This is a genomic window from Pseudomonas sp. SED1 (genome assembly GCF_034044025.1).
Taxonomy (GTDB): Bacteria; Pseudomonadota; Gammaproteobacteria; order Pseudomonadales; family Pseudomonadaceae; genus Aquipseudomonas.
The window spans coordinates 105863-129441 of the sequence record NZ_JAXCIS010000229.1 but is presented as its reverse complement, the minus strand read 5'-3'; the positions used below and the strand labels follow the sequence as shown (position 1 = coordinate 129441).

Sequence of the window (23579 nt, the reverse complement as noted above, 5' to 3'; positions counted from 1 at the left end):
ACATTCGACTGCAATCCAAAGGTGGAACTCGGACGAATGTGGGAGCGGGCTTGCTCGCGAAGAGGCCATCAGCAGCACCACAAATTCTCAGCTCTGACACTTCGGGCAGAACACACTTGCCCGCTGCCCCAGCGTCACACTGCGCAATTCGGTCCCACAGACCTTGCACGCCTCGCCACCACGGCCATAGACGAACAATTCCTGCTGGAAATAACCCGGCTGCCCGTCGCCGCCGATAAAGTCCCGCAACGTGGTGCCGCCGCGCTCGATCGCCGCCGCCAGGATGCGTTTGATCTCGATCGCCAGCTTCAGGTAACGCCCACGGGAAATGCCTTTGGCTTCCCGACGCGGATCAATCCCGGCGGCAAACAGCGCCTCCGTCGCGTAGATATTGCCCACGCCCACCACCACCGCGTTGTCCATGATGAACGGTTTCACCGCCATCGAGCGTCCACGGGACAGCTGGAACAGCCGCTCGCCGTCAAACAGGTCGGTCAACGGCTCAGGCCCCAGGCGAATCAGCAGTTCGTGGTTCAGCGGGTCGAGGCTCCAGAGCATTGCGCCAAAGCGTCGCGGGTCGGTGTAGCGCAGGGCCAGGCCCGACTCCAGCTCGATATCCACATGCTCATGCTTGGCCGCCGGGCTGCCGGCCTCCACCAAGCGCAGGTTGCCCGACATGCCCAAATGGCTGATCAAGGTGCCGACTTCGGCATTGATCAACAGGTACTTGGCCCGCCGTTCCACCAGCACGATCCGTTGCCCGGACAGCCGCACATCCAGGTCTTCCGGGATCGGCCAGCGCAGGCGCCGCTCACGCACCACCACACGGCTGACCCGCTGGCCTTCCAGATGCGGCGCAATTCCGCGCCGGGTGGTTTCGACTTCCGGTAACTCGGGCATGTTTACCTCTAGGAGAAAGGGTTAGTGCGCGCCCAGCTCGCGGATCGACAACTTCAAACTCTCGAAGTCGTAGTCCGACAGGCCGATATGGTCCAGCACCAGCGGGCCGATGGCGTTCCACTCATGGTCATCCACCTGGTTGCCCAGCACGCGGTAGGACGCGCAAATGTGCTCGGCCATTTTCAGGATCGCCAGCAGGTTTTTCAGCTGCGGCTTGTGGTTGGACTCGTCGCTGAAAATCGCCAGGGCATTATGGTGATTGGCGATGGCATCGGTCACATGTTCCGGCAGGCGCCAGGATTTGGCGGTGTAGTAGCCCACCACGGCATGGTTGGTGTTGAACGCCTGGTTCTCGGTGTCGACCACACGGCATTCCGGGCCAGCGTTGGCGTAGGCCTCTTCCAGCACGCTCATGTAGTTCGGGAAACGCTTGAGCATCAACGGCACGCCGCAATCGTGGAACAGCCCCAATGCGTAGGCTTCATCGACCGCCTGGCTGCCGGTGCGCTTGGCCAGGGCCAGGCAGGTCATGGCCACATCCTGGGCGGTGTCCCAAAAACGGTTGAGGGTGACGATGGTGTCGTCGCTCATCTCGCCCTTGATCGACTGCGCGTTGATCAGGTTGATGATGGAGCGGCTGCCCAGCAGGTTCACCGCGCGCTGGATCGAGACGATCTTGTTGCTCAGCCCGTAATACGGCGAGTTGACGATCTTCAGCAGCGAGCCGGAGAGGCCCGGGTCTTGGGCGATCAGCCGGGCGATCACTTCCAGGTCCGGATCGGGCATGTACTGCTCCATCTGCAAATCCACCATGATTTGCGGTTGAGGCGGCACGCTGATGCCTTGGAGGCTCTGTTGGATCTGTTCGGCGGATAGCTCTTGGGACATAGGGGGCACACTCTGGACTAGGCGGCGATTCTAACCTTTATAAAGACTCGGCTGACACCTCAAAAACCCGAACTGAACCGGATCAAATGTGGGAGCGGGCTTGCTCGCGAAAGCGGTGTGTCAGCCACCGAATGTGTTTACTGATCCTCCGCTTTCGCGAGCAAGCCCGCTCCCACATGTCCGGCGGCGCCGCCAAGTACTAAACAACACGGTATACTCCCGCTCTTTTTTCCGGAGCGACGTCATGTCCCTGCCAAGCCTGCGTCTCAAAGCCAACGCCGATCGTCGTTTGCGCAACGGCCACCTGTGGGTCTACAGCAACGAAATCGATGTGGCCGCCACACCTCTTCACGGCTTCCAGGCAGGCGACCAGGCGATCCTGGAAGCAGCCGGTGGCAAGACCCTCGGCATCGTGGCCATGAGCCCGAACAACCTGATCTGCGCCCGCCTGCTGTCCCGCGACATCAAGCTGCCGCTGGACAAGTCGCTGCTGGTGCACCGCATCAACGTGGCCCTGTCCCTGCGCGATCGCTTGTTCGACAAGCCGTTCTACCGCCTGGTGTATGGCGATTCCGACCTGTTGCCTGGCCTGGTGGTTGACCGTTTCGGTGACATCCTGGTGGTGCAGATCGCTTCGGCGACCATGGAAGCCCACAAGGAAGACGTGATCGCCGCACTGACCCAAGTGCTCAAGCCAAGCGGCATCCTGTTCAAGAACGACTCCGCCGCGCGTGATGCCGAAGGCCTCAACCGCTACGTCGAAACCGTATTCGGCCTGGTGCCGGAGTGGGTTGCCCTGGAAGAAAACGGCGTGAAGTTCGAAGCGCCGGTGATCCAGGGTCAGAAGACCGGCTGGTTCTACGACCACCGCATGAACCGCGCCCGCCTGGCCCCGTATGCCAAAGGCAAGCGTGTACTCGACCTGTACAGCTACATCGGCGGCTGGGGCGTGCAAGCCGCAGCCTTCGGCGCCAGCGAAGTGTTCTGCGTCGACGCTTCCGCCTTCGCCCTCGACGGCGTGGAGCGCAACGCGGCACTGAACGGCGTTGCCGAGAAGATGACCTGCATCGAAGGCGACGTGTTCGAAGCCCTCAAAGAGCTGAAAGCCAGCGAAGAGCGTTTCGACGTGATCGTTGCCGACCCGCCTGCCTTCATCAAGCGCAAGAAAGACATGAAAAACGGCGAAGGCGCCTACCGCCGCCTGAACGAGCAAGCCATGCGCCTGCTCAGCAAGGACGGCATCCTGGTCAGCGCTTCGTGCTCGATGCATTTGCCGGAAGACGACCTGCAAAACATCCTGCTGACCAGCGCCCGTCACCTGGACCGCAATATCCAGATGCTGGAACGCGGCGGCCAGGGCCCGGATCACCCGGTGCACCCGGCGATTGCCGAGACCCGGTATATCAAGAGCATTACTTGCCGGTTGTTGCCGAATAGCTAACGCCCAATTGGAACCGGATCAACTGTAGGAGCGAGCTTGCTCGCGAAAAACCAATAGACAACACGGGCTACCTGATAGCGCTGCGTTATCGTTGACGTTCTTCGCGAGCAAGCTCGCTCCTACAGCGGCAACAAACATCATCATGGGCTGGCCTCCCACAACACTTTTGATTGAATTCCCCGTTTCGCAGACTAGTATCGGTTTCTGGTTTTACTCCGGAAAATAAAAACAATGTCTGAGTCCTCTTATTCGCCACCCCATGGCGACGTAAAACGCCAACAACGCTCGCGCTTCATCCTCATCACCTGCATCTCCCTGATCAGCTTCTTCCCGATCAATATCCTGCTGCCCTCCTTTCCAGCCCTGGCCGCGAAGTTCGACACTTCAACCGCTGAAGTCGCGCTGTCTATCAGCCTGTTCACCCTGGTATTTGCGATTTCCCAGCTGATCGCCGGCCCGCTTTCAGACAAGTTCGGGCGCAAGGAAGTCCTGCTGGGCTGCATTGTGGTTTCCACCCTTGGCTCGATCGGCTGCGCACTGGCGGCCAATTACCCGAGCTTCCTGCTGTTTCGCGCCGTCCAGGCCATCGGCTGTGGTTTTTTCGTACTGGGCCATGCGCTGGTGGAGGACCTGTTTGAAGAGCAGGATCGCGCCCGCATCCGCATCTATTACATGACCCTGAGCGGATCGTTCGTTGCGCTGTCGCCGCTGCTCGGTTCCTGGCTGCAAACCACATTTGATTGGCAGGGCAGCTTTTATGGATTTGCGGTGATGGCGCTGGGCATGTTTATCCATGCCTGGCTGATATTGCCGTCCAAGGCGGCCAGCCCTGAAAGATCGCCCGTCTCGATCATCGCCACGCTGAAATCCATCGCCGGGAACCGGGACTTCATCCTCTATTGGTGGATCGCCGCGTTGGTATTCGCGTGTTACTTCGCCTTGATCAGCGTGACGCCGTTGATTTTCATGGATGAGTTGAAGCTGTCTGAATACCAGTACGCGGTGGTGCTGATGGTGTATGGCGTTGCCTATCTGCTGGGCGGCGTTGCAGCGACCGCCCTGCAGAAACATATCTCCCTCACGCGGCAAATCAACCTCGGGCTGGGCCTGCTGGGGATCGCCGGCGTGTTGCTGGCGCTGGTCATTCACTATGAGGCCATGACCACCGTCACCCTGCTGATCCCGATGCTGATCAGCGCCCTGGCAGTGACCCTTGTACGCCCCGCCGCGATTTCCGCGGCCATGCTGCTGTTCTCCAGTAGCGCCGGCACCGCCGCCTCGGCCGGCAACAGCATCATGTTCATCACCGCCGCCGTCAGCAGCGCCGCGCTTGCCCAAGCCGGAGCCAACTTGCTGATGACCATCGCTATCAGCTTCATCGTGTTCAGCGTTTGGGGTGTGATGACGAACCTCAGAGTTGGACACTAACGCCCTCCCACTGTAGGAGCGAGCTTGCTCGCGAAAAACGTATAGACGACACGGGCCACCTGATAGCGCTGCGTTATCGTTGACGTTCTTCGCGAGCAAGCTCGCTCCTACAGAAAGGCATGACATATTCGGAACCAGTGTTTAAACGCCAATAGACACCGCTGCCTCCTACCGTCTCTCTTCTACCCACACGAAGAGGACGAAGGAATGTCCACCCAGCAAAACGCACATAGTCTGCGTACAGGCCGCTATTCAGAACCCGGCCGCATTTACCTGCTCACCGCTGTAACGCATCAGCGACAGCTAATCTTCCAGGACTGGCGTATCGGCCGCCTGCTTGTTCGCGAATTCAGAAAGGCTCAAGACGACGGCGAAGCGACTTCCCTGGCCTGGGTGGTAATGCCGGACCATTTCCATTGGCTGGTGGAATTGCACAACGGCGATTTGCCGAGACTGATGCGAATCACCAAATCGCGAAGTGCCCACGCCATTAACAAAGCGCGCAGTTGCCACGGGACACTTTGGCAAAAGGGCTACTTTGATCGCGCGTTGCGCCGGGAAGATGACCTGAAAGCAACAGCCCGATACATCGTCGCCAATCCATTAAGAGCAGGGCTGGTTGAGCGTATCGGCGACTATCCGCTCTGGGACGCCATGTGGCTTTAAAATACGCAACCCTGTAGGAGCGAGCTTGCTCGCGAAAAACCAACAGGCGACACGGGCCACCTGATAGCGCTGCGTTATCGTTGACGTTTTTCGCGAGCAAGCTCGCTCCTACAGGTAGACGGTGTAGAATCGGACCTATTCATCGCCAGTCATCCCCCGGCGGGTTTATGAGCTCGAGGCCCAAGCACGCGGCGATCCCGCGACGCGAGTGGCAACTTCCGGACACACGGCCATTTTCTGAGTGTTCCAGACGTCGATAGAAGCTCACTTCCCCTTTAGCACCTGATTAGCCGCCCGGAGTGTTCCATGCCAGATTACCGTTCGAAAACATCCACCCACGGCCGCAACATGGCCGGCGCGCGCGCACTGTGGCGCGCCACGGGGATGAAAGATGACGACTTCAAGAAGCCGATCATCGCGATTGCCAACTCGTTCACCCAGTTCGTACCCGGCCACGTCCACCTCAAGGACCTGGGCCAACTGGTCGCCCGCGAGATCGAACGCGCCGGTGGCGTGGCAAAAGAATTCAACACCATCGCCGTGGATGACGGCATCGCCATGGGCCATGACGGCATGCTGTATTCCCTGCCGAGCCGCGAGATCATCGCCGACTCCGTGGAATACATGGTCAACGCCCACTGCGCCGACGCCATTGTGTGCATCTCCAACTGCGACAAGATCACCCCCGGCATGCTGATGGCCTCCCTGCGCCTGAACATCCCGGTGATCTTCGTTTCCGGCGGCCCGATGGAAGCCGGTAAGACCAAACTCGCCTCCCACGGCCTCGACCTGGTGGACGCCATGGTCATCGCCGCCGATTCCAGCGCTTCTGACGAGAAGGTCGCGGAATATGAGCGCAGCGCCTGCCCTACCTGCGGTTCGTGCTCCGGCATGTTCACCGCCAACTCGATGAACTGCCTGGTGGAAGCCTTAGGGCTCGCCTTGCCAGGCAACGGCTCGACACTGGCCACCCACAGCGACCGCGAGCAACTGTTCCTGCAGGCCGGCCGCACCATCGTCGAGCTGTGCAAGCGCTACTACACCGAGAACGATGAGTCGGTGTTGCCGCGCAACATCGCCAACTTCAAGGCGTTCGAAAACGCCATGACCCTGGACATCGCCATGGGCGGTTCCACCAACACCATCCTGCACTTGCTGGCCGCCGCGCAAGAAGCCGAGATCGACTTCGACCTGAAGGACATCGACCGTCTGTCGCGCCACGTGCCGCAACTGTGCAAAGTCGCGCCGAACATCCAGAAGTACCACATGGAAGACGTGCACCGCGCCGGCGGGATCTTCTCGATCCTGGGCTCCCTGGCCCGTGGCGGCTTGCTGCACACCGACCTGCCGACCGTGCACAGCAAATCCCTGGCTGAAGGCATCGCCAAGTGGGACATCACCCAGACTGACGACGAAGCCGTGCACACCTTCTTCAAGGCAGGCCCGGCCGGTATCCCGACGCAAACCGCGTTCAGCCAGTCGACCCGCTGGGAAACCCTCGACGACGACCGTGAAAACGGCTGCATCCGCAGTGTCGAGCACGCCTACTCGCAAGAAGGTGGCCTGGCCGTGCTGTACGGCAACATCGCCCTCGATGGCTGCGTAGTGAAAACCGCCGGTGTCGACGAATCGATCCACGTGTTCGAAGGCCGCGCCAAGATCTACGAAAGCCAGGACAGCTCGGTACGCGGCATCCTCGCTGACGAAGTGAAGGAAGGCGACATCGTCATCATCCGTTACGAAGGCCCGAAAGGCGGCCCGGGCATGCAAGAGATGCTCTACCCGACGTCGTACCTGAAATCCAAAGGCCTGGGCAAAGCCTGCGCCTTGCTCACCGACGGCCGCTTCTCGGGCGGCACTTCGGGCCTGTCCATCGGCCACGCTTCGCCGGAAGCCGCTGCCGGCGGCGCGATTGGTCTGGTGCAAGATGGCGACAAGGTGCTGATCGACATTCCGAACCGTTCGATCAACCTGCTGATCAGCGACGAAGAACTGGCCGCGCGCCGGGTCGAGCAGGACAAGAAAGGCTGGAAGCCGGTGGAGAAGCGTCCGCGCAAAGTCACCACCGCGTTGAAGGCTTACGCCCTGCTGGCCACCAGTGCCGACAAAGGTGCTGTGCGTAACAAGGCGATGCTTGACGGTCTGTAAGATTCGCCCATAAAAATGCCCCGCCACGTGCGGGGCATTTTTTTGCCTGGAGATAATTCCTCAAACAAAGGAGATCAACTGTGGGAGCGGGCTTGCTCGCGAATTGCGGTGTGCCAGTTACTGAATAAGCTAGCTGATCCACCGCCTTCGCGAGCAAGCCCGCTCCCACATTTTTGACCGAGTACATCCGTACTTACTGAATTTCGTCCGGCTTGACGATCACCCAGTTTTTGTCCGCTGTCACCGGTAACCCTTCCTTGGCCTGGGCCGCCGCGTGCTTGGCCATCATGCCGTTGAGCTGGGTCATGTATTTGTCTTTACGGTTGATCCACAGGTGGATGCCGCCCTTGGCCACGTCCACATCGTGGAACAGCATGTAGCCGTCACTGGTAGGCGTGTCGCCGCCAACGATCACCGGCTTTTTCCACTCGTCGATATAGGTCAGGATCGCCGCGTGCTTGCCGGCCATCCAGGTGGCCGGGGTCCACAGGTACGGGGTCAGCTCCAGGCCGAGGTTGGCCTTCTCGTCATACTTGCCTGCAGCAATCTGCTTGCGCGCGGTGGTCAGCTCGCCGGTCTTGCGGTCCTTGAGCAAGGTGGTCACGCCGATGACATTCTCGGGTTTAACGTTGTAGCCGTACTTCGGATCGGCCGCGACCATGCGCACCAGTTCCTCGGACGCGGCGGTCATCACGTAGACCTCAATGCCGTTTTCCATCAGCTTGTTGAACAGCTCAGCCTGGCCGGTGAAGACCTTCGGCGGCTGCACTTCCATATTCTTGACCACGTCACCGTCGTAATAGGTGACCGGCACCGGCTTGCCCGACGCCATCATCTCGTCGACGTAGCCTTTGAGCTCCTTGAGGGTGAAGCCGGAGAAAATCTGCGCGACCCATGGGTAGCAGACCATGTCGTCGACTTCACAGAGGCGGTAGTAGTAACTGAACAGGCTTTCCTTGTGGTCGGCGGTGTCTTTGAACGGGATCAGCTTCAGGGAAGGGTCCATGGTGTCGCGGGTGATCAGGCCCTTGTTTTCCAGGTACGGCAGCAACGACTCTTCAAGGTCGTAGCGGTAACTGGTGTTGTCCATGTCGAATACCGCGAAGTTGCCCTTGTTGGCATTGGCGGCAATCATCGTGTCCAGTTGCTTCGCGGCAGCCGCAGGCCAATGTTTCAACTCGGTGGCGGCAAAGGCCTGGCTCGCAAGGCCCAGGCACAGCGCGGCGGCAAACAGTTTCGGCGCTAGCTTCATGTGCGTTTTCTCCCTGAGTGAAAGACATCGACGCTAACAAATCTGTGTGACAGTTATCGCCCGAGCGCGACCGCTTTCGTCGTGATCGCGCCACCCGCGTACGCCTGGGCGCCATTTGCTTATTCCAAAAACGACAGTGACCATTCCATAAAGGTATTAAATCATTATATTTCAAGCTGTTAGCATTTCCGGTTCGCAATCGCAGGCTCACGCGATTGGCTGCCTTCTCAACGGAGCTTCAATGAATCTGCCCCTGATTCTCAACTTACTGGTGTTCGTGGCCCTGTTGCTGGGCCTGGCACAAACCCGTCGAACCAACTGGAGCCTCGCCAAGAAGGTCTTGTTCGCGTTGGTACTCGGCGTGATTTTCGGTGTAGTGCTGCACGCGATCTACGGTGCCGGCAACCCGGTACTCAAGGCCTCGATCGGCTGGTTCGACCTGGTCGGCAACGGTTACGTGCAGTTGCTGCAAATGATCGTGATCCCGCTGGTGTTCGCCTCGATCCTCAGCGCCGTGGCCCGTCTGCATAACGCCTCATCCCTGGGCAAGATCAGCTTCCTGACCATCGGTACGCTGCTGTTCACCACGGCCATTGCGGCGCTGATCGGTATCGGCCTGACCAACCTGTTCGGCCTTACCGCCGAAGGCCTGGTGGCCGGCACCCAGGAAATGGCGCGCCTGCAAGTAATCCAGAGTGATTACGCTGGCAAGGTTGCCGACCTGAACATCCCGCAACTGCTGCTGTCGTTCATCCCGCAGAACCCGTTCGCGGACCTGGCTCGGGCCAAGCCGACGTCAATTATCAGTGTGGTGATCTTCGCTGCATTCCTTGGGGTTGCCGCGCTGCAACTGCTCAAGGATGACGTGGAAAAAGGCCAGAAAGTCCTCAACGCCATCGACACCCTGCAAGCCTGGGTGATGCGCCTGGTGCGCCTGGTGATGAAACTGACCCCGTACGGCGTATTGGCGCTCATGACCAAAGTGGTCGCCAGCTCCAACCTGCAAGACATCATCAAGCTCGGCAGTTTTGTGGTGGTGTCGTACCTGGCCCTGGGCCTGATGTTTGTGGTGCACGGCCTGCTGCTGTCCCTGGCCGGGGTCAACCCACTGCGGTTCTTCCGCAAGGTCTGGCCAGTGCTGACGTTTGCCTTCACCAGCCGCTCCAGCGCCGCCAGCATCCCGCTGAGCATTGAAGCGCAGACCCGTCGCCTGGGGATCCCGCAGTCCATCGCCGGCTTTGCCGCCTCGTTTGGCGCAACGATTGGCCAGAACGGTTGCGCGGGTCTTTACCCGGCGATGCTGGCGGTGATGGTTGCGCCGACCGTGGGCATCAACCCGCTGGACCCGCTGTGGATCGCAACACTGGTGGCGATTGTGACCTTGAGTTCCGCCGGTGTGGCGGGCGTGGGCGGCGGTGCGACGTTTGCCGCGCTGATCGTGCTGCCGGCGATGGGCTTGCCGGTGTCACTGGTGGCGCTGCTGATTTCGGTTGAACCGCTGATCGACATGGGTCGTACGGCGTTGAACGTGAACGGTTCGATGACGGCCGGGGCGATTACCAGCCAGATCATGCAGCAGACGGATAAAGAGTTGTTGAATGCGGATGAGCATGCGGAGTTGGCGCAGGCTTAACGGCTGAACTTTGTGGCGAGGGAGCTTGCTCCCGCTGGGCTGCGCAGCAGCCCCAAAGCAGGCGACCGAGTTTTCTGAGAGATTGAGGGATCAGCTTTCAGGGCCGCTTCGCAGCCCAGCGGGAGCAAGCTCCCTCGCCACATGAGTTTTTAGGCTTTTTCCCAGACTTCGAAGTTATACGCCGGCTTATCACCCTCAGCCGCATTCTCGACATTCGACACCAGCTTCCACTGGTTCAAATCAAACTCGGGAAACCACGCATCGCCGTCCGGGCTCAACGCCACCCGCGTCAAATACAGGCGATCCGCCTGCTCCAGCCCCTGGGCATACAACTGCGCGCCGCCGATCAGCATCAGCTCATCCACGCCCTGCGCCTTGGCCCATTCCTCAGCCCGCTCTACTGCTGCGTCCAGGGACGGAAAAACTTCCGCACCTTCCAGCGCCAAGTCGGTCTGACGGCTGACCACAATGTTCAACCGGCCCGGCAACGGTCGACCCAGGGAATCCCAGGTCTTGCGCCCCATGATGATCGGCTTGCCCAAGGTGGTGGCCTTGAAATATTTGAAATCCCCCGGCAAATGCCAGGGCATGCTGTTGTCGACGCCGATCACACGGTTTTCACCGAGGGCTGCGATCAGGCTTAAAGGGAGAGTTTTTTTCATGGCGACGAGAATACCAGAGGCGCGCGCGGCATACCCCAACCGCCGTTCCAGCGGTTATGCTCCAAGCTCACTGGCTCAACAGGATGACGCGTGACAGCTCTGAATCCCCTGCAAACACTCTGGCTGACCGAAACCGTGCGCCTGCGCGAGGAACACGCCGGCGCCCTGGAAGACCAGGAAGCCAATCGCCTGGCCCGCAGCAGCGGCGGTGACTTGCCGACGCGCATTCAAAACCGCGCGCTGTGGCTGGCTGAACGCGATGGCCTGACCGCCGCCCTGACCCGCTGGCTGCAGGGCGCGCGCCTGGCGCTGATCCTGCTGGCGGTGGTTGCTATCGTCAGCGGTGCCGGCCTGGCCTTTGCCGCGCTGGGCAACGGGCTGGCGCCGGTCAATGTGTTCTGGGCCCTGGGCAGCCTGCTGGGTTTGAACCTGATCCTGCTGTTGAGCTGGGCCCTGGGCCTGTTGTTTGCCGGTGAACACGGCGCGAGCCTCGGCCGCCTGTGGTTATGGCTCAGCGAAAAACTCGCCCGCGACGCCAAGGCCGCGCAACTGGCGCCCGCCCTGCTGCTGTTGCTGCAACGGCGCAAACTCAATCGCTGGGCCGTTGGTGTGCTGGTCAACAGCTTGTGGCTGCTGGCCCTGCTCAGCGCCCTGCTGATCCTGCTGACGCTCTTGGCCACCCGGCGCTACGGTTTTGTGTGGGAAACCACCATCCTGCGGGCCGATACCTTTGTCGCCGTGACCCAAACCCTCGGCGCCCTGCCCGCCTTGCTCGGCTTCAATGTGCCCACCGTCGAGATGATCCGCGCCAGCGGCGATGCCGCCCTGAATATCGAAAGCGCCCGCCAGGCCTGGGCCGCTTGGCTGGTGGGCGTGCTGCTGGTTTACGGCATCCTGCCGCGCCTGATCCTCGCGCTGCTGTGCCTGTGGCGCTGGAAACGCGGGCGCGCCGCCTTGAGCCTCGACCTTAACCTGCCCGGCTACAGCCAACTGCGTGAGCGGCTGATGCCCAGCAGCGAACGGCTTGGGGTCAACGATGCAGCGCCCGAACAGTTGCACAACGTGACCGGCGGCGTCAGCGAATTGGAAAGCGACGGCGCCCTGCTAGTGGCCATTGAACTCGATGACCAACGCACCTGGCCGCCGAAGCTCCCGGCCAGCGTCAAGGATGCCGGCATCCTCGACAGCCGTGAATCCCGCAACAAGCTGCTGGAGCAACTCACCCGCTTCCCGCCCGCACGCCTGGCCATCGCCTGCGACCCACGGCGCTCGCCGGATCGTGGCAGCCTCGCGCTGATTGCCGAACTGGCCCGCAGCGCCACCGCCACCCGCGTCTGGCTGCTGCAAGCGCCGGCGGGCCAGGCGCTGGACGCGGAACGTCTGGGTGACTGGCATACAGCGTTGCAGCAGTTGCAGATCCCGTTCGCTGATTGCGCGCCGCTCACTTGGCTGGAGACCGGTCATGACTAAGCCCCTGAAACTCGCCGTGGTCGGCCACACCAACGTCGGCAAGACCTCGTTGCTGCGCACCCTCACGCGAGACGTCGGCTTCGGAGAAGTCTCCCATCGGCCCAGCACCACCCGGCATGTCGAAGGTGCTCGGCTGTCGGTAGACGGCGAAGCCTTGCTGGAGCTGTACGACACGCCCGGCCTGGAAGATGCCATCGCCCTGCTCGATTACCTCGAGCGCCTGGACCGCCCCGGCGAACGCCTCGACGGCCCGGCACGGCTGGCGCGTTTTCTGGAAGGCAGCGAGGCCCGGCAACGCTTCGAACAGGAAGCCAAGGTGCTGCGCCAACTGCTGGCCTCGGATGCCGGGCTGTATGTGATAGATGCCAGGGAGCCGGTGCTGGCCAAGTACCGCGATGAGCTGCAAGTGCTGGCCAGCTGTGGCAAGCCGCTGCTGCCAGTGCTCAACTTTGTCAGCAGCGCCGACCACCGCGAGCCGGACTGGCGTGAAGCCCTCGCCCGCCTCGGCCTGCACGCACTGGTGCGTTTCGACAGCGTCGCGCCACCGGAAGACGGCGAGCGCCGCCTCTATGAAAGCCTCGCCCTGCTGCTGGAAAATTCCCGTGGGCAACTGGAGCGGCTGATCCTCGATCAGGAAGCCCAGCGCCAGGCTCGCCAGCAAAGTGCTGCACGGCTGATCGCCGAACTGCTGGTCGACTGCGCCGCCTGCCGCCGCAGCGTGGTCAGCGAAGCCGAGGTAGAACAGCAAGCCATCAGCGAACTGCGCAAAGCCGTGCGCCAGCGCGAACAGCGTTGCGTGGAGGCCTTGCTCAAGTTGTTCGGCTTCCGCCCGCAAGACGCCGCCGCCAGCGATTTACCGCTGCTGGACGGGCGTTGGGGCGATGACCTGTTCAACCCCGAAACCCTCAAGCAACTGGGCGTGCGGGTCGGTGGCGGTATCGCAGCCGGCGCGGCCGCCGGTGCGGGTGTGGATCTACTCGTAGGCGGCCTGACCCTCGGCGCCGCCGCGCTCGCCGGAGCCATCGCGGGAGGCGCACTGCAAACGGCTCGCAGTTATGGCAGCCGCCTGCTGGGCAAGATCAAGGGCCAGCGCGAGCTGACCGTCGACGACAGCGTGCTGCGCCTGTTGGCCCTGCGCCAGCGGCAACTGCTCAAGGCCCTTAACCTGCGGGGTCACGCGGCGATCCACAGCATCAAGGTCGACACACCCCAGGATAAGACCTGGCGCGAAGGCAAGCTGCCGGAAGCCCTGAACAAGGCCCGTGCCCACCCGCAATGGTCGTCCCTTAACCCGCACCCCAAGTTGAGCCAGGCCGAACGCCAGGAACAGATCGAAGCCCTGGCCCAGCGCCTGGACGAGACCTAAGCCGCCAACAGTTGCCGCGCCTTGGACTTCAGCACTTCAAGGTCCAGCACCGGCACGTGCATTTCCTTGGCCTGTTCATCCCAGTGGCGCATGCGCAGGCTGACGGCGCACAGCGGATCCTGCTCGAACGCTTGGGCTTCCTCGGCAGTCATCACGCCGCCCTGGTAACCCAAGGTACGGCGGCTGGCTTCGCTCAAGCGTGCGTAATAATCCGGCTGGCTGAAGGTCAGGTAACGCTTGGCTTGCACGTGGTATTCCACCAGCTTGGCCATCCGCTCGCTGAAGCCTGCGCGGCGCAGATAATCGGCGCCCAGCCGTTCATGGCTGACCACGCCATAGCCGCCCATGTTCTCGCCACCTTGCCCGCAGATATGCCCGATATCGTGGAAGAACGCCGCCAGCACCACTTCATCATCGAAGCCCTCAGCCATGGCCAACTGCGCAGCCTGGGACATGTGCTCGATCTGCGAGACCGGTTCGCCGATGTAGTCAGCGGTGCCGTGTAGTTCATACAGGCCGAAGACCTCGGCGATTGCCTGTTCAGTGTTCATCAAGCACTCCCCCACAGCTCTGTGATATTGCGCTCCGCCATTGCCGGCCCGACGCTCATGCCCACGCCGGTGTGCATCAACGCCGCGCTCACCCCGGGTGCCGCCCGCAGGAACGAAAACGGCCCTGGGCCACGGGAACCATAGACACCCTGCCAGCGTTCCACGATTTGGATCTTGCAGCCCAGAGTCTCTTCGGCCAACTCGATCATCCAGGTGTCCACCTGCTCGGCGTTGAACGGTGAAGGGTCGCTGCCGTAATGGTGGGAGTCACCGATGATCAGCTCACCATAAGGCGTTGGGCTGATCAGCAGGTGAATGCCGTTTTCGTGCAGATGCGGTACATCCCGCAGGATTTCGGCCTGTACTGGCGCGGCTTCCGGCAAATCAGCGAAGGCGCCGTAGTGGACGCAGCTGAGACCGGTCAGCAGCGCGTGTTGCAGGTTCAACGCCACCGCAGGCAGGGCGCGCAGCATTTGCAGGCGGCAGATTTGCGGGTTGAGTTCGGCGATCTGCTCGGCCAGCAGCGTCTGGTAGTCGTGGCCGGAGCAGACAATGATCTGCTCGCCGCGAAAGGAACCGGCAGTGGTGTGCACCTGCCCGGGTTCGATGTCGCGGACCAGGGTGGAGAAATGAAACTCCACGTTCAGTTCGCGGCTCAGGTAGTTGATCAGCGCCGGGATGGCTTCGCGGGAATACAGTTGCTGATCGTCCAGCCCGTGAAGCGCGGCGCGGTGATGCTTGAACTGGCCGCCGTAAAGGTCGTGCAGGTCGGCACCTTGCAGCAACTCGACGCGATAACCGTGCTCCTTGGCGCGACCGGCACAGAAAGCTTCAAGCAAGTGCTCTTCGGCCTCGGTACGGGCGAACAGATAGGAGCCGTTGCGTTTGAGCTGGATACCGGCGAGCTGTGCCCACTGGCCCCAGATTTCGCGGCTTTCCCGCGCCAGGTCGAGCATCGGCCCGGGCGGCTGGCCGGTGACCAGTGCCTGGCCGAAGTTGCGTACGGAAGCACCCAATGGAGTGGCGCTGCGCTCGAAGACCTTGACCTTGAGGCCGCGTTTGGCGGCCGCATAGGCGTGGGAAAGGCCGAGGATGCCGGCGCCGATGATCAGCAGTTGTGTCATGAAGTGATGTCCTGAATTCGAGACCGCCTTCGCGAGCAAGCCCGCTCCCACATTTTGATTTGTGAACACATTCAAAATGTGGGAGCGGGCTTGCTCGCGAAGAGGCCATCAGCCCAACCCGAAAAATTACTGACCCGCCACCTTTTCCGACTTGCCGTCATAGCGCTTGCGCCATTCGGTCAGGATGCTGTCGCGGTTTTTCGACGCCCAGGCGAAGTCGTTCTTGATCAGCCGCTGCTCATAGTCAGCCGGCAATTCGGTCTGCGGTTTGGCGATGCCCGGCTGGGCCAGTACCGCGAAGTTTTCCTTGTACAGCTCCATCGCCGCCGGGCTGGCGGAGAAGTCGGCGAGTTTCTGTGCCGCGTCCGCGTGGGCAGTGCCTTTGATCACGGCAGTCGCTTCGATGTCCCAGCCCAGGCCTTCTTTCGGCAGGATGATGTCCAGCGGTGCACCCTGGCGCTTCAGTTGAACGGCCGGGTATTCAAACGAAATGCCGATCGGGAACTCACCCGAGGCCGCCAGCTTGCACGGCTTGGAACCGGAGTGAACGTACTGGCCGATGTTCTGGTGCAGGTCGTCCATGTACTGCCAGCCCTGCTTCTCGCCGAAGGTCTGCAGCCAGGCGCTCACATCCAGGAAACCGGTGCCGGACGAGGCCGGGTTGGGCATCACGATCTTGCCTTTGTACTCAGGCTTGGTCAGGTCTTGCCAGCTCACCGGCTTGCTCAGGCCCTGCTTTTCGGCTTCAACGGTGTTGAAGCAGATAGTCGCAGCCCACACGTCCATGCCGACCCAGGCCGGCGGATTGGCGGCGTCGCGGTAGTTCGCACCGATCTTGCCCAGGTCCTTGGGTGCGTAGTTTTGCAGCATGCCCTGCTGGTCGAGGATCGCCAGGCTGGAAGCCGCCAGGCCCCAGACCACGTCAGCCTGCGGGCGGGATTTTTCGGCCAGCAGCTTGGCGGTGATGATGCCGGTGGAATCGCGTACCCATTTGATATCGATGTCCGGGTTAGCCTTTTCGAAGGCCTGTTTGTAAGTCTTCAATTGCTCGGCTTCGAGGGCCGTGTACACGGTCAACTCGGTCTTGGCGGCAAAGGCATTCAGGCTGAACGCAGTGAGCACAGCAGCGGCTAACGCCAGGGGCTTGAACATGGTGCAGTTCCTTTATGGATGATTTATTGACCGGGCGCGGTTTGGCGCCAGGCCTGGGAGCGGCGCAACAAGCCGCGTGAGGCCCACGCCAGCAGCAAGGACACGCCCGCCGAGGTGAACAGAATCAGGGTCGACATGGCCGCCGCGCCGCCGACGTTGCCGGCGTCGTCCATGTTCAATACGGCGACTGCCGCGAGGATGGTGTCGGGGCTGTAGAGGAAGATCGCGGCGGAGACGGTGGTCATCGCCGAGACGAACAGGTAGCGCACGATGTCCAGCAGCGCCGGCAGGCAGATCGGCACGGTGACCCGCAGGTAATGCCGGTACAGCGGCGCCTTGAGGGACAGCGCGGCGGCTTCGAACTCGGCGTCCAACTGGCGCAGGGCCGTGGTGGCGGTCATTTGTGCGGTGGTCAAATAGTGAGCAATGGTGCACACCACCAGCAGCGTCATGGTGCCGTAGAGCACATGCAGCGGGTTGCCGTTGAGGTTGAAAAAGAACACGTAGCCCAGGCCCAGCACCAACCCCGGCACCGCCATCGGCACGAAGCTGAGCATGCGCAACGCCAGGTTCAGGCCCTTCTGGCCCTTGGTCTTTTCCATCAGGTAGGCGCCGGTAAAGATCAGCACGCTGCCGATCAATGCAGTGCACAGGGCCATGGTGATGCTGTTGCGGTAGGCCAGCCAACCGCCGCCGGCCGTGTCCTCAAACTGGTAGTGGGCCAGCGACAGCGACAGGTTGTAGGGCCAGAACTTCACCAGCGACGAGTAGACCGCCATGCCGAACACCAGCAGCAGGATCGCGCAGATCAGCAGGACGATGGCCAGGTAGCAGCCATCTCGCAGTTTCGACGGCGCCGGCTGGAACACTTGGGCGCGGCCGCTCATGGAGTCGCCGTGGCGACGGCGTAGCCAGGCGTCGACACCAAAACTGAACAGTGCCGGCAGCAGCAGGACCATGCCGATCAAGGCGCCCCGGCCGAATTGTTGCTGCCCGACCACGGCTTTGTAGGCTTCCAGGGCCAGTACTTGATAGTCGCCACCGACTACCACGGGCACGCCGAAGTCAGTGATGGTCAAGGTGAACACCAGGCAAAACGCGGCGAAGACAGCCTGGCGCGTCGCCGGCCAGGTGATGCTGCGAAACGCTCGGGACGGGCTGGCGCCCATGCTCGATGCGGCGTCAAACAGTCGTGCATCCGCCAGGGAAAGCGCCGACAACAAAATCATCAACGCATGGGGAAAGGTGTAGATCACTTCACCGAGGACGATGCCCCAGAAGCCATAGATGTTGTCCGACAGCAGCCCGCGCAGCATGCCCTGGTTACCGAACAGGTAGACCAGCGCAATCCCGGGCAGCATCGACGGCGCCATCAATGGCAGCAGCGACATGCCGCGCCAGATCGCCTTGCCGGGAATCAGCGTGCGTTGCAAAGCGTAGGCAAACAGGTAAGCCAGCGGTACGACGATGGCCGCCACACTGAGGGAAACCTTCAGGCTGTTACCCAGCAACCAGTGGAAGTTATCGCTGGTGACCAGTTCCCGCGCAGCCACCAGGCCACCGCCCTGCCCGGCTTCACTGCTGAAGCCGCGCCAGAAGATGGCCAGCAGCGGCAGCAGTACCGCGACGCCCAGCAAACACAGCCAGAGCAGCTTGCCGCCGATAACAAAAATACGGTCGCCGACTTCGGCACGGGAAACCTGACGAGCCACGTTATCGGGTATCGGCAGAGTTATATCGCGGGCCATCTCAGGCAAACACCTGCAGGCTGCGCGGGGGCAGCGCGACCCAGATGTCCTGGGCGCCGAGGCGTGGCATGGCTTCCGGGGCCAGTTCGGCCAGCAGCGGATGGCCGGGCAGTTGGTCCAGCTCAAAGCTCATGCGGCAGCGGTTGCCGAGGAAGGTGATCTCGCGGACCTTGGCCGGGAACAGGTTTTCTTCATGCACCGGCGGGTTGACGTTGATGGCTTCGGGGCGGCAGAAGAGTCGGCCCGATTTTGCGGCACCCGAGTTTTCCGCAAGACGCATGTTCAACCCGCCGACCTGGGCGTGGCTGTCGCTGTTGCGGCTGAACGGCAGCCAGTTGCCCTGGCCGACGAACTCGGCCACGAACGGCGTGGCCGGGCGGTCGTAGATTTCCTGGGGCGTGGCGTATTGCTCGACCTTGCCGTTGTTCATCACAGCAATGCGGTCGGCCATCAGCATGGCCTCGTCCTGGTTGTGGGTGACCATCAGGGTGGTGATGCCCAGGCGGCGTTGCAGTTGGCGAAGCTCGGTGCACAGATGCTCGCGTACCCGGGCGTCGAGGGCCGACATGGGTTCGTCCAGCAACAACAAGGACGGCGCCGGTGCCAGGGCGCGGGCCAGGGCCACACGCTGCTGCTGGCCGCCGGAGAGTTGACCGGGAAATTTCTTTTCGCTGCCCACCAGGCCTACCAGTTCCAGCATCTGCCCGACGCGCTTGCGCACCTCATCGCGGCCACTGCCAGTGAGGCCGTAGCCGATGTTCGCTTCGACGGTGAGATTGGGAAACAGCGCGTAGGACTGGAACAGAATGCCGTAGTCCCGTGCCTGGGGTGCCAGTAGGGAAACGTCGCGGTCGCCGAGGTACAACTCGCCGCTGTCCTGGCGTTCAAGGCCCGCGATGCAGCGCAGCAAGGTGGTCTTGCCGCAGCCTGACGGGCCCAGCAGGCACACCAGTTCGCCGGCGGCGACATCCAGGGACACGTTATCCAACGCGGTAAAGGCGCCGAAGCGTTTCTGCACACCGCGCACCTTCATTGGCGCGCCGGGGCGGGTCTGAGCTGTGTTCATGGAGGCACCTCATCAAACTGATGAAGGTCATCCTAGGCAGGCAATGCGTCCCTCTTGTGGCAGAAAGGCAAAACGTGGCGATAGTGGTATTGGTGGATTTGGGTAAGGTTTACCCCGTATCTATAGCCTAGCGCTTATGGCGAGGGGGCTTGTCCCCCGTTGGACTGCGCAGCAGTCCTAAACCCTGCTGGCGCGATCTGCCAGGAAAAATGCAGTGACCTTATTGGGGCTGCTTCGCAGCCCAACGGGGGACAAGCCCCCTCGCCACAAAAGCCCGCTCGCCATGGAAGCAAGTTAGCCTGCCGGAGACATTTCCTGCGCCAACCCCAGGAAAGTCGCCGGCAATCGGGCACCCTTTCTCTCTTTAAGACAGTACAAATATTCGGGAATCTGCGGGGCATTCTCGATGGTCAGCACACGCAGTTGCGGATCGTGGGGCACTTCCTGCCGGGCGATGATGCTGATGCCGATGTTACGCAACACCGCCTCACGGATCGATTCCCGACTGCCGATCTCCAGCAACGGCCCGTAACTCACACCGGCGCCCTGCAGCATCTCCTCGGTTAACCGACGGGTGGTGGAGCCCGGCTCGCGCATCAGCAAGGTGTGCCCGGCCAGCGCGGTCAACGGCACATGGTCGAGCACTGCCAGCGGATGATTGCGATGCACCGCCAGCACCAGCGGGTCCATGCCCAGTACCCGCCGGATCAGGCGCGGGTCTTCAAGCAACTGGGATGAAGCAGCGACGTCGACGCGGTAGTCATCCAGCGCTTCCAGCACCTGCTGGGAGTTGCCGATTTCCACCGAAACCTCAACCTGCGGCAGCCGCTCACGGAAGGTTTTGACCAGGTCGAGAATGTAATAAGGCGCCGTCGCGGCAATCCTCAACGCGCCTTGCACCTGGCCGCTGTTACGCAGGAAAAACTCGATGTCCGCTTCCTGCTGCAACAGCGCCTTGACCATCGGCAACAGCCGCGCGCCTTCGTCGCTGACGGTCAGGCGGCGCCCGCCACGGTAGAACAATTCCACCGAGTACTGGCTTTCCAGGTGACGAATCTGGGTGGTCACCGTGGGCTGGCTCAGCCCGAGCTTTTTCGCCGCCTGGGTAATACTGCCCAGGCGGGCGACCATGTAAAACGCCTTCAGCTCGGCACTCAGCACACCACCCTCTCATCGACTATTTGCGCAACAGGCGCAGACCATTGAACACCACCAGCAGGCTCACGCCCATGTCGGCGAACACTGCCATCCACATGGTGGCCATCCCAAGGAAGGTCACCGCCAGGAAGATCGCCTTGATCACCAAGGCCAGGGCAATGTTCTGCTTGAGGATACTCGACGTGCGCCGCGACAGTTGAATGAATGCCGGAATCTTGCGCAGGTCGTCGTCCATCAGCGCCACGTCGGCGGTCTCGATGGCGGTGTCGGTACCGGCGGCGGCCATGGCAAACCCGATCTCGGAACGGGCCAGCGCCGGGGCGTCGTTGATGCCGTCGCCGACCATGCCCACCCGGTGGCCCTTGGCGTAGAGCGCTTCGATGGCTTGCAGTTTGTCGGTGGGCAACAGGTCGCCCTGGGCCTGGTCGATGCCGACCTGATCGGCGATTGCCTTGGCGGTGTGGGTGTTGTCGCCGGTGAGCATCAGGGTCTTGATGCCCAGGTCATGCAACTGCTGGATGGCCTCGCGGCTGGTGTCTTTCACGGTGTCGGCCACGGCGAACAGCGCCAGCGGGCCGGACTTGTCCAGCAGCAGGACCACGGACTTGCCTTGTTTTTCCAGGGCGAAGAGTTTTTCTTCAAGGGCCGGCGAGCACAGGTTCAGCTCTTCCACCAGACGGTGATTGCCCAGGTAATAGACTTCACCATTGATTTCACCCTTCACACCGCGACCCGCCAGGGCTTCGAAGTTATCCACAGTGTGAACGGTAAGATTCTTATCCACCGCCGCGTTGGCGATGGCCAGGGACACCGGGTGATCGGAGCGCCCGGCCAAGCTCGCGGCCAGGGCCGGCGCGCTGTCTTCCATGTTCGGGAACAGCGACAGGTAATCGGTTTGCACCGGTTTGCCGTGGGTGATGGTGCCGGTCTTGTCCAGGGCCAGGTAGTCGAGCTTGTAACCGCCCTCCAGGTACACGCCGCCCTTGATCAGGATGCCTTTGCGCGCCGCGGCGGCCAGGCCGCTGACGATGGTCACCGGGGTGGAAATCACCAGCGCACAAGGGCAGGCGACGACCAGCAATACCAGCGCACGGTAGATCCAATCAAACCACGCGCCTGCCATGAACAGCGGCGGAATCAGCGCCACGCCCAAGGCAAAGATAAACACCGCCGGGGTGTAGACCTTGGCGAAGGTGTCGACAAAACGCTGGGTTGGCGCACGGGCGCCTTGGGCCTGTTCCACGGCGTGGATGATCCGCGCCAGGGTCGAGTTGTTGGCGGCGGCGGTGACTTTGTATTCCAGGGAGCCGGCCTGGTTGATGGTGCCAGCGAAGACTTTGTCGCCCAGGGTCTTTTCAATCGGCAGGCTTTCACCGGTAATCGGCGCCTGGTCGATGGTGGACTGGCCGGAGGTGACTTCACCGTCGAGACCAATGCGCTCGCCGGGGCGAACCCGCACGATGGCGCCCAGTTCGATGACTTTGACATCCTGTTCAACCCAACTGCCGTCGGCCTGACGAACCGTGGCCTGTTCCGGGGTCATCTGCATCAAGCCACTGATGGCATTGCGAGCACGGTCGAGGGACTTGGCTTCGATCAGTTCGGCCACGGTGAACAGGAACATCACCATCGCGGCTTCAGGCCACTGGCCGATCAGGATCGCGCCGGTGACGGCGATGCTCATCAGGGCGTTGATGTTCAGGTTGAGGTTTTTCAGGGCAATCCAGCCCTTTTTGTAGGTGGTGAGGCCGCCGCTGAAGATCGAGATCAGCGCGACCAGGGCGATCACCCACGTCGGGGCTGCGTTGGTGAAGTGCAGCACTTCGGCGCCTAACGCACCAACGCCAGACAGGGCCAGCGGCCACCAGTGCTTCTTCGCCGGCGGTTCCGCCGGGGCGACGCCCTCTTCGATGGGATCCGCCTGCATGCCCAAGGACTTGATGGCGTCGATGATCGGCGCGGTAGTCGGCAAGTCGTGGGTCACGCCGAGGATGCGGTTGATCAGGTTGAATTCCAGTTGCTGCACACCGGCGAGCTTGCCCAGTTTGTTCTGGATCAGCGTCTGCTCGGTGGGGCAGTCCATGGCTTCAATGCGGAAGGTGCTCAGCCGCGAGCCCGCCGTCGGGGCTTCAGTCAGCTTCACCAGCGCAGGCGCCGCTTTGCTGGAACAGCAGGAATCGCCATGGCTGCCATGGTCGTGCTTCTGTACAGGTTTCAGCTTGGGGCCGTGATCGTGCGCGTGGTCATGATCATGGTCGTGCTTGTGCGGGGTGTGGATGGAGTCGCTCATTCTGTCGCGTCCGTAAAGGTGCCTGTTGCCAAGTAAAGACCCTGTAGCCACTATAGGGTCAAGCACCCTTTTGGAGATTGCTGCGATGAAGATCGGCGAATTGGCAAAATTGACGGATTGCCAGGTGGAAACCATCCGTTATTACGAGAAGGAAGGCCTGCTGCCGCCGCCTGCGCGCAGCGATGGAAACTACCGCCTGTACACCCAGGCGCACACCGAACGGCTGGTGTTTATCCGCAACTGCCGCAGCCTGGACATGACCCTTGAGGAAATTCGCAGCCTGCTGGGCCTGCGGGACAGTCCTCAGGATCAGTGCGAAAGCGTGAATGCATTGATTGACGAGCACATCCACCACGTGAAAGCGCGGATCGACGGGCTGCTGGCGTTGCAGGAACAGTTGCTCGACCTGCGCCAACGCTGCGGCGGCGGGCCGGATCTGGACCAGTGCGGGATTTTGCAGCGGCTGGAAGTCAGCGGGAGTGTCGCGGCCAGCGAGGCTGAGCCCTCACATGTGGGCAGAAGCCACGGCCATTGAATGTGTACACAAAACAAATGTGGGAGCGGGCTTGCTCGCGAAAGCGGAGTGTCAGCCACTGAATGTGTTTCTGATACACCGTATTCGCGAGCAAGCCCCCT

At 61.7% G+C, this 23579-nt stretch carries 19 protein-coding genes; 8 read left to right on the top strand and 11 right to left on the bottom strand.

Annotated features, from left to right (window positions below; all coding sequences use genetic code 11):
* Nucleotides 1-87: 87 nt before the first annotated feature.
* Together mutM and SNL23_RS29395 are read right to left on the bottom strand one after the other, a co-directional pair.
* Nucleotides 88-900: a bifunctional DNA-formamidopyrimidine glycosylase/DNA-(apurinic or apyrimidinic site) lyase gene (mutM, locus tag SNL23_RS29400; protein ID WP_076013010.1), complete on the bottom strand. Its 813-nt coding sequence runs from the start codon at nucleotides 898-900 to the stop codon at nucleotides 88-90.
* A 21-nt stretch (nucleotides 901-921) separates the two neighbouring features.
* A complete protein-coding gene (locus SNL23_RS29395) occupies nucleotides 922-1734 on the bottom strand; it encodes an HDOD domain-containing protein (protein ID WP_173860309.1) in 813 nt (270 codons plus the stop codon).
* 298 nt (nucleotides 1735-2032) lie between these two features.
* Between SNL23_RS29395 and SNL23_RS29390 the strand changes: the two genes are divergently transcribed.
* The 4 genes from SNL23_RS29390 (at nucleotide 2033) to ilvD (ending at nucleotide 7471) form a co-directional block, all read left to right on the top strand.
* Nucleotides 2033-3229, top strand: coding sequence for a class I SAM-dependent rRNA methyltransferase (locus SNL23_RS29390; RefSeq protein WP_003213799.1), 1197 nt, complete (start codon nucleotides 2033-2035; stop codon nucleotides 3227-3229).
* Nucleotides 3230-3460: 231 nt separating this feature from the next.
* Nucleotides 3461-4657 (top strand): MFS transporter, encoded by a 1197-nt coding sequence (locus SNL23_RS29385; RefSeq protein ID WP_318304486.1) that lies wholly within the window; start codon nucleotides 3461-3463, stop codon nucleotides 4655-4657.
* A gap of 207 nt (nucleotides 4658-4864) precedes the next feature.
* On the top strand, nucleotides 4865-5323 hold the full coding sequence (locus SNL23_RS29380; protein ID WP_318304485.1) for an REP-associated tyrosine transposase: 459 nt from the start codon (nucleotides 4865-4867) through the stop codon (nucleotides 5321-5323).
* Nucleotides 5324-5629: 306 nt separating this feature from the next.
* Nucleotides 5630-7471: a dihydroxy-acid dehydratase gene (gene ilvD / locus SNL23_RS29375; RefSeq protein WP_167664079.1), complete on the top strand. Its 1842-nt coding sequence runs from the start codon at nucleotides 5630-5632 to the stop codon at nucleotides 7469-7471.
* A 193-nt stretch (nucleotides 7472-7664) separates the two neighbouring features.
* On the opposite strand, the gene SNL23_RS29370 is transcribed toward ilvD, so the two are convergent.
* On the bottom strand, nucleotides 7665-8723 hold the full coding sequence (locus SNL23_RS29370) for a haloacid dehalogenase-like hydrolase (protein WP_256344258.1): 1059 nt from the start codon (nucleotides 8721-8723) through the stop codon (nucleotides 7665-7667).
* A gap of 241 nt (nucleotides 8724-8964) precedes the next feature.
* On the opposite strand from SNL23_RS29370, the gene SNL23_RS29365 reads away from it, so the two are divergent.
* Nucleotides 8965-10356 (top strand): L-cystine transporter, encoded by a 1392-nt coding sequence (locus tag SNL23_RS29365; RefSeq protein WP_076013016.1) that lies wholly within the window; start codon nucleotides 8965-8967, stop codon nucleotides 10354-10356.
* Nucleotides 10357-10505: 149 nt separating this feature from the next.
* Here SNL23_RS29365 and SNL23_RS29360 read toward each other — a convergent pair whose 3' ends face one another.
* A complete protein-coding gene (locus tag SNL23_RS29360) occupies nucleotides 10506-11018 on the bottom strand; it encodes a dihydrofolate reductase (protein ID WP_008438965.1) in 513 nt (170 codons plus the stop codon).
* A gap of 90 nt (nucleotides 11019-11108) precedes the next feature.
* Here SNL23_RS29360 and SNL23_RS29355 point away from each other — a divergent pair, with 90 nt between their 5' ends.
* Both SNL23_RS29355 and SNL23_RS29350 read left to right on the top strand, forming a co-directional pair.
* Entirely contained in the window at nucleotides 11109-12488 is a 1380-nt protein-coding gene (locus tag SNL23_RS29355; RefSeq protein ID WP_318304483.1) for a DUF2868 domain-containing protein, read from the top strand.
* A complete protein-coding gene (locus SNL23_RS29350; protein ID WP_076013018.1) occupies nucleotides 12481-13854 on the top strand; it encodes a DUF3482 domain-containing protein in 1374 nt (457 codons plus the stop codon). Before SNL23_RS29355 ends, SNL23_RS29350 begins: the two co-directional genes overlap by 8 nt.
* Here the strand turns inward: SNL23_RS29350 and SNL23_RS29345 are convergent.
* From SNL23_RS29345 to SNL23_RS29315, 7 genes are all read right to left on the bottom strand, one after another.
* On the bottom strand, nucleotides 13851-14405 hold the full coding sequence (locus SNL23_RS29345) for a phosphonate degradation HD-domain oxygenase (protein ID WP_318304482.1): 555 nt from the start codon (nucleotides 14403-14405) through the stop codon (nucleotides 13851-13853). The genes SNL23_RS29350 and SNL23_RS29345 overlap by 4 nt on opposite strands.
* Nucleotides 14405-15529, bottom strand: a complete 1125-nt coding sequence (locus tag SNL23_RS29340) for a TIGR03364 family FAD-dependent oxidoreductase (protein WP_318304481.1) — start codon at nucleotides 15527-15529, stop codon at nucleotides 14405-14407. Before SNL23_RS29340 ends, SNL23_RS29345 begins: the two co-directional genes overlap by 1 nt.
* 126 nt (nucleotides 15530-15655) lie before the next feature.
* A complete protein-coding gene (locus SNL23_RS29335) occupies nucleotides 15656-16681 on the bottom strand; it encodes a putative 2-aminoethylphosphonate ABC transporter substrate-binding protein (RefSeq protein WP_076013021.1) in 1026 nt (341 codons plus the stop codon).
* Nucleotides 16682-16704: 23 nt separating this feature from the next.
* Nucleotides 16705-18429 (bottom strand): putative 2-aminoethylphosphonate ABC transporter permease subunit, encoded by a 1725-nt coding sequence (locus tag SNL23_RS29330; protein ID WP_318304480.1) that lies wholly within the window; start codon nucleotides 18427-18429, stop codon nucleotides 16705-16707.
* Nucleotide 18430: 1 nt separating this feature from the next.
* The gene (locus tag SNL23_RS29325) at nucleotides 18431-19495 is read right to left on the bottom strand and encodes a putative 2-aminoethylphosphonate ABC transporter ATP-binding protein (RefSeq protein ID WP_318304478.1); all 1065 of its coding nucleotides are present in this window, start codon (nucleotides 19493-19495) and stop codon (nucleotides 18431-18433) included.
* Nucleotides 19496-19789: 294 nt separating this feature from the next.
* The gene (locus tag SNL23_RS29320) at nucleotides 19790-20656 is read right to left on the bottom strand and encodes a LysR family transcriptional regulator (protein WP_318304477.1); all 867 of its coding nucleotides are present in this window, start codon (nucleotides 20654-20656) and stop codon (nucleotides 19790-19792) included.
* Between the two features lie 16 nt (nucleotides 20657-20672).
* Entirely contained in the window at nucleotides 20673-22943 is a 2271-nt protein-coding gene (locus SNL23_RS29315; RefSeq protein ID WP_318304476.1) for a heavy metal translocating P-type ATPase, read from the bottom strand.
* A gap of 85 nt (nucleotides 22944-23028) precedes the next feature.
* Between SNL23_RS29315 and cadR the strand changes: the two genes are divergently transcribed.
* On the top strand, nucleotides 23029-23478 hold the full coding sequence (gene cadR / locus SNL23_RS29310; protein ID WP_017476559.1) for a Cd(II)/Pb(II)-responsive transcriptional regulator: 450 nt from the start codon (nucleotides 23029-23031) through the stop codon (nucleotides 23476-23478).
* Nucleotides 23479-23579: the final 101 nt, after the last annotated feature.